The organism is Hydrocoleum sp. CS-953 (assembly GCF_002260545.1).
Classification (GTDB): Bacteria; Cyanobacteriota; Cyanobacteriia; order Cyanobacteriales; family Microcoleaceae; genus Trichodesmium.
This window is the reverse complement of the sequence record NZ_LGSU01001067.1, coordinates 1-6,489: the sequence shown is the minus strand read 5'-3', so window position 1 is coordinate 6,489 and position 6,489 is coordinate 1. Positions and strand designations below refer to the sequence as shown.

Genomic DNA, 6,489 nt, shown 5'->3' with positions numbered 1-6,489 from the left:
ACAAATGAAATTACTATTGCTCTATACGCAATAGAAGAAAAATTTCACATTCATCTCCTCTGTTGGGGTGCTTAAACAAATGAATTAACTATTGCTCTATACGCAATAGAAGAGAAATTTCACATTCATCTCCTCTGTTGGGGTGCTTAAACAAATGAATTAACTATTGCTCTATACGCAATAGAAGAAAAATTTCACATTCATCTCCTCTGTTGGGGTGCTTGAGAAAATGAATTAACTATTGCTCTATACGCAATAGAAGAGAAATTTCACATTCATTTCCTCTGTTTGGGTGCTTCAGCAAATAAATTAACTATTGCTCTATACGCAATAGAAGAGAAATTTCACATTCATCTCCTCTGTTCGGGTGCTTCAGCAAATGAATTAACTATTGCTCTATACGCAATAGAAGAAAAATTTCATATTATTAAGACAAGTTTTCTATTGAATAGAAATTATATAATTTAATACTTCAAATCCAATATTTCTCCTAACTCCTAACTCCTGTACGGGCGATTTCCGTTTGTCATGCTCCGCATTTCCTGACGGAATGCTCCGCAACATAAAACGCAACATGAAAAGCGGAGCTTTGCAGAATGCAAAACGCCTTTGCGACAGCATTCGGTTTGCGCAGCATTCCGCAGGAAACGAAATCCCCCCTACGACTCCTGACTCCTCCCCAATATGATCGCTAATTACCCGGATTCTATATCACCCCATCTCCAAATCTGATGCTTTTCTAGTAAAGTCAGCAACTTTTAAAGTATACAAGCTTGCTTCTGGAGTTACATATAAAGGATCTCCTCCCAACAAATTTTCAATTACCATCTTTGTATCTTTTGCAAACAAACCACGTCTAGCACCAACTTCTATAGTTTGTATTTTTTCTCCCTGCAATAGTTGACCTTGTTGAGGAGTAAAAATTAATGTACCTTTTTCGCCGTAAAGAGTAAAAATGTTTTCTGACTGCCAAAAAGTTTCACCTTTGCCATAGACAACTTCCCCAATCACATCATTATTAAACCTTAACTGAGCAGTACACAAACAAGCTTTATAAAGGTCAACCTCTGTATACCAAAACTGACTTTGGCAATTAACGGCATCAACCTTACCAAATAGATCCGTAAATCGATGTAAACGAGAAAGCGCTCCCACAAAAGGAAAGCCAAATAGTGAATAGCGATAAGTCCACTTTTGGGGGGCAGGCTGTTTAGAATTAATTGTGACGTAACGAGCGTAGAAAATTTTACCAATTTTAGACAAAGATTGTTTAATGGCATTGTGCAGACCACCGAGAAGTTCTATATGTTCAACGTGCAATAGTTTATTTTTCTTAACTGCTAGAGAAATTAATGACTCGGCTTCAGTTGGGTCTAGGGAGAGAGGATATTCAACTATAATATGTTTGTCGTTTTCAAGAGCAGCGCGAGCGATCGCTCCATGATCTCTATTAATAGTAGAAATGATGACTAGATCTAAATCGTCTCGTTCTACCAGTTGTTGCCAAGAAGTTGTATTCTGAACTTGGAAGGTTTGACTAAATTCCTCAGTTTTTTCTGGGGTATGACCTGCAACTGTGACTAGGAGCGATCGCTCATCTGCTTTTAATGCCTTAGCTCTAGCGTTAGCTGCATAACCAGTGCCAACAATACCAACTCTAATTGGGACAGTAAAGCATAAAGAGGAAGAGATATTTATCTGACTCATAGCAACATATATAATTACAAAAATTTTTTATCATAAATTATATATTTATATATTTGTGCTATATTTTATTATTTTTTAATATTTAGGCCATAATGATGGCCCAATAAGATATAAGTAATCAGAATTAAATTAGAATTATTTATAATAAATTCTATAGTAATTTTGGGGCAAATAGGTTTTACAAGTTTGCTTTTTTCCCTTAATATCAGAGATAGAAAAAAAACAAGTACAAATTAACTAGCTAATCAGCCTTGGTTAATTGTATAAGTTTAACTTATAAATAAAACAAGCTCTGGAGAGGAAAATAAAATGGCTACTTACAAAGTTACTCTAGTTACACCAGATGGTGAAAAAGTAATTGATTGTCCTGAAGATGATATCATCCTGGACGTTGCTGAAGAGCAAGGATTCGATTTACCTTTTTCCTGCCGTGCAGGTGCTTGTTCTACTTGTGCTGGTAAAGTTGAGTCAGGTACAGTAGATCAAAGCGATCAGTCTTTCTTAGATGACGAGCAAATTGACGAAGGATGGGTACTAACTTGTATAGCCAAGCCTACATCTGATTGTAAAATTCTAACTCATCAGGAAGATAATCTGTAATACCCACTTGGCTAATAGTTTAAGATCGCTCAACTATTAGCCAAGACTATTAAATAAAGGTTTTAGTTGAAAAGTTCTGGTGTGGCATAATTTAGAGAATTAGCTGGATCAAACCATAGAAAATCTGAATATTGTTGATTGTTTGAGAAATTTGTCTCTCAATCAAATTCCCAGACATTTAGTAGANGAAGATAATCTGTAATACCCACTTGGCTAATAGTTTAAGATCGCTCAACTATTAGCCAAGACTATTAAATAAAGGTTTTAGTTGAAAAGTTCTGGTGTGGCATAATTTAGAGAATTAGCTGGATCAAACCATAGAAAATCTGAATATTGTTGATTGTTTGAGAAATTTGTCTCTCAATCAAATTCCCAGACATTTAGTAGAAGCGATCGAGATAAAATAAGAATGGATTGGAAATTCTATCTTAGATATCTACTAAACCCGGTGAATCTCAAGCTATCAGAAAAGTTATACTTTTCAGTTTTGCCCAGCTTTTCATGTTGCGTAGTGAAACGGAGACATGAAACGGACGTGGAGGTAAAGCTCAGACTAGGGTATCTTTTAGCAGAATCCGTTGAAACATAAACCCATTGATCAGATAAGGTTTGATAGGAATATCTGCGACTTTATGTCCAAGAGGATGTCAAAAGCTTGAAAATGAGAAAAAATTAAGTACCAATTTTCCAGCNCTTTTAGCAGAATCCGTTGAAACATAAACCCATTGATCAGATAAGGTTTGATAGGAATATCTGCGACTTTATGTCCAAGAGGATGTCAAAAGCTTGAAAATGAGAAAAAATTAAGTACCAATTTTCCAGCTAATTAATCCTTTAGTTGGACAGAAAAGAAACTTATGAAACAAAGACGAAACGATTGAATTAAGGAGTGTAAAATGGCAACCTATAAAGTAAAGTTGATAACTCCAGACGGAGAACAAGAAATTGATTGTCCTGATGATAAATATATTCTTGATGAAGCAGAAGAACAAGGACTGGATTTACCTTTTTCCTGTCGTGCTGGAGCTTGTTCTACTTGTGCTGGTAAAATTGTAGAAGGAACAGTCGATCAAAGCGATCAGTCGTTCTTAGATGACGATCAGATTGAAACAGGATATGTACTAACTTGTGTGGCTTATCCTACTTCTGATTGTAAGATCGAAACTCACAAAGAAGAAGAACTTTACTAAAGACTTTAGTTCACAACTTAAAGTCAATCAAGAATTATTAAGATTTATCTACCAATTTTGAGAGGAGAATTACATGGCTACATATAAAGTTACTCTAATTAATGAAACAGAAGGAATTAATCAAACTATTGATTGTGACGATGATACATATATCCTTGATGCTGCTGAAGAAGCAGGTTTAGACCTGCCATACTCCTGTCGTGCTGGTGCTTGCTCAAGTTGTGCAGGAAAGGTAGATGGTAACGCAGATGATTGTTTAGACCAAAGCGATCAGTCATTCTTAGATGACGATCAAATTGAAAAAGGATTTGTACTAACTTGTGTTGCCTATCCTAAAAAAGACTGCACTATTACGACTCATCAAGAAGATAGTATAACAGGCTAGTTATCAATCATCTTAGAATGTATGATAATTTAGATTTTTTTGATTGTTTATAGTTGATTGGAATTAACAGCGTTGCTGATTCTGGGTATGATTTGATAATTTTGTATTTGGGATGGGTGTATTTTGGATTGTCTGAACTACTTGTTAATATTAACTGTTCCCTATTCCCTACAAACCCACTTTCATACCTTACAGCGCTTTTCAGATTGATAAACCACACCGTCATAACCAAAACCTTGTAAGGGCGAATGCCATTTCCTAAGGTCATGCTCCGCAAACGCCCCTACTGTGGTCTACTGAAATGAAAACGGCTGTAATTCAGTAACGCCGAATTAACTATATAGCATTTTTCATTTGGATAGACAACAGTAGGGAGTTCCATGGAATTCCCTACTGGTTTTGGGTTGTGATAATTCTCAAAAGCGCTGTAAACAACCAAACTATTTTACCTCGATCGCTATGACTATTTTTGTCCAAAAGTAACTAACTCGCTCAGAGGTAGAACTGTGGTTCCCGGAAAATAAAAACTGAGAATGCGATCGCTAGTCCAACCTAACTCAGCAAGTTTAATAGCTCCCTTCTGAGATAAACCTACCCCATGTCCAAACCCTCCTCCAACAAAAGCATAACCCCACAAAGTTTGATCGGGTTTGTATATAGGGTCTAGATAAAATAGTGTACTCCAAGGCACCCAAAAAGCATTTTGCACCTCATCCTTATTCAGCTGTATAATACCTAGGTCTGTTTCGACATTCATTTTCAATACACGACCACTGGGCGATCGCTCCGTCACCTCTACTTTTTTAATTATTTCAAATTGAGCAAAAGGGCTGTTTTTCTGTCGAAAATAACTTTTTAAATAACTAACAATACCAGGTAAACTAACAACTTCCCGCCAACGAAATTCTATCCAACCCTCTTCATTAAATCCTTTTTTAAGACTCATAAACTTACGGAAGTTTTGTTCAGAAGCTAAACTATTTGTAGATAAGTCCCAAATATTATTAGGCGCATCAACAACAGGTTGTAAATAAGGACGTTCAGTACCATTCCACAAATCATTAAAATCTGCTGTAACACCCCCACTAACAGCAAAGTAAACAGCATCTATCAACTCATCTTCATAAGTCAGCACTTTTCCTCTAGTTGCTGTTACTGCTGCATCTGTTTCTGGGTATACATCTAATCCTTTATAAACTTGACNCCCAAATATTATTAGGCGCATCAACAACAGGTTGTAAATAAGGACGTTCAGTACCATTCCACAAATCATTAAAATCTGCTGTAACACCCCCACTAACAGCAAAGTAAACAGCATCTATCAACTCATCTTCATAAGTCAGCACTTTTCCTCTAGTTGCTGTTACTGCTGCATCTGTTTCTGGGTATACATCTAATCCTTTATAAACTTGACAGTGAGTATCAGCACACAACTCATAATTATCTGCTGCAAACCGATGTAAATTTCTAAGTGCATAAGTTCTAGCTAAAATTGCCTGAGCTTCTAGGGAAGCTTTTGGTGGCCAAGCTCCTAATTCATGGGGTACTACTCCCCGAATATAAGTTTCTATTGGTACATTATTCACCAATGTATAAGTACCATAAGCATTAGGTTGTAGTTTTAATGAGCCAGCATAACGTCGTTCTTCTGATATTGCTGTGTCTTGGTTAAATTGATTATTGATAATAATTTCATTTTTCCCGGCAGTAATATGTAGTTCATGGCGATGATAAGTATAGCCATTCATATTCCAGTAAGCTGTGGTTTGTTGTTTTAAAGCTTCCAGATCGAGATAGACATTTGTATTGCTATGAGCTTGTATACTTTCTAATAGCCAGCGTCGTAATAAAGGAGTTTTATAGACTTCTCTTTTTGCCCAAACTTTCCATCTTCCTGGTTGAGTTACTTCTACTTCTATTCCTTTATTTTTCCAGAACTGGGCATCTTCTTCAGCATTTTCATAACTGCGGTGACTACTAAGAATTAACCGCTCTTTTAAGAGAGGTTTTTCTAGAGGTTTCATTTTAATTTTTAGCTCTAATTTTTCAGTAGTAAGAGTTTCTTCTCCTGCCGGAGTTTTAAACCGTAAAGTTAATCGATCTCCTGGAGTAGCTTTAATAATAATTTTATCTGTTGGTTTAGTACCAAATCTTTGTATAATTCCTATTTGAAGTAATCTATTATATTCTTCTAAAGCTTTGACTGGCATTATATTTAATCCTAGTAGTAAGCCTGTTATCAAGATTGTACTTGGTATTAATTTGTTAGTAAAATACTGTCTAGATATTGTATTTTGCAATTTGATTTACCTCTGTAGTTTTTATTTGATGATTATTGTACATAAAAATGACTATAGCAATCCTATTTCAATTATAATATTTTTGTGGTAGGGGCGATTCACGTTTGCGGAGCATTCCGTAGAAAATTCCCCGTACAGGCAGGAGTCAGGAGTAATAATTTTCCAGGTTTTTCCTCAACCTTAACTATTATAAAAATTCTCACAAATAATTTAGGATTTCTATATATTAGAGTTGTTGGGAAATAAGGTAAAATGGTTCAAGCAGAAATTGGCCAGAAGAATGCTAAATATTGAACGAGCCTTAAAA

At 35.6% G+C, this 6,489-nt stretch carries 4 protein-coding genes and 2 pseudogenes; 3 read left to right on the top strand and 3 right to left on the bottom strand.

The window, feature by feature from the left end:
• Positions 1 to 711: 711 nt before the first annotated feature.
• Positions 712 to 1,707: a Gfo/Idh/MocA family protein gene (locus AFK68_RS15885; RefSeq protein WP_094673629.1), complete on the bottom strand. Its 996-nt coding sequence runs from the start codon at positions 1,705 to 1,707 to the stop codon at positions 712 to 714.
• A 309-nt stretch (positions 1,708 to 2,016) separates the two neighbouring features.
• Between AFK68_RS15885 and AFK68_RS15880 the strand changes: the two genes are divergently transcribed.
• From AFK68_RS15880 to AFK68_RS15870, 3 genes are all read left to right on the top strand, one after another.
• Positions 2,017 to 2,307 (top strand): ferredoxin, encoded by a 291-nt coding sequence (locus AFK68_RS15880; protein ID WP_094673628.1) that lies wholly within the window; start codon positions 2,017 to 2,019, stop codon positions 2,305 to 2,307.
• An 896-nt stretch (positions 2,308 to 3,203) separates the two neighbouring features.
• Positions 3,204 to 3,497 (top strand): ferredoxin, encoded by a 294-nt coding sequence (locus AFK68_RS15875; RefSeq protein ID WP_094673627.1) that lies wholly within the window; start codon positions 3,204 to 3,206, stop codon positions 3,495 to 3,497.
• Between the two features lie 73 nt (positions 3,498 to 3,570).
• Entirely contained in the window at positions 3,571 to 3,882 is a 312-nt protein-coding gene (locus tag AFK68_RS15870; protein ID WP_094673626.1) for a 2Fe-2S iron-sulfur cluster-binding protein, read from the top strand.
• A 463-nt stretch (positions 3,883 to 4,345) separates the two neighbouring features.
• Here the strand turns inward: AFK68_RS15870 and AFK68_RS15865 are convergent.
• Both AFK68_RS15865 and AFK68_RS45380 read right to left on the bottom strand, forming a co-directional pair.
• Positions 4,346 to 5,085 (bottom strand): annotated as a pseudogene (locus AFK68_RS15865) (SpoIID/LytB domain-containing protein); the annotation flags it as partial.
• A 191-nt stretch (positions 5,086 to 5,276) separates the two neighbouring features.
• Positions 5,277 to 5,519: pseudogene (locus AFK68_RS45380) on the bottom strand (SpoIID/LytB domain-containing protein); the annotation flags it as partial.
• Positions 5,520 to 6,489: the final 970 nt, after the last annotated feature.

Excerpts from the sequence above, each read along its gene's own strand:
- AFK68_RS15880 (WP_094673628.1), top strand. The coding sequence starts at position 2,017 with ATGGCTACTTACAAAGTTACTCTAGTTACACCAGATGGTGAAAAAGTA.
- AFK68_RS15870 (WP_094673626.1), top strand. The coding sequence starts at position 3,571 with ATGGCTACATATAAAGTTACTCTAATTAATGAAACAGAAGGAATTAAT.
- AFK68_RS15875 (WP_094673627.1), top strand. The coding sequence starts at position 3,204 with ATGGCAACCTATAAAGTAAAGTTGATAACTCCAGACGGAGAACAAGAA.
- AFK68_RS15885 (WP_094673629.1), bottom strand. The coding sequence starts at position 1,707 with ATGAGTCAGATAAATATCTCTTCCTCTTTATGCTTTACTGTCCCAATT.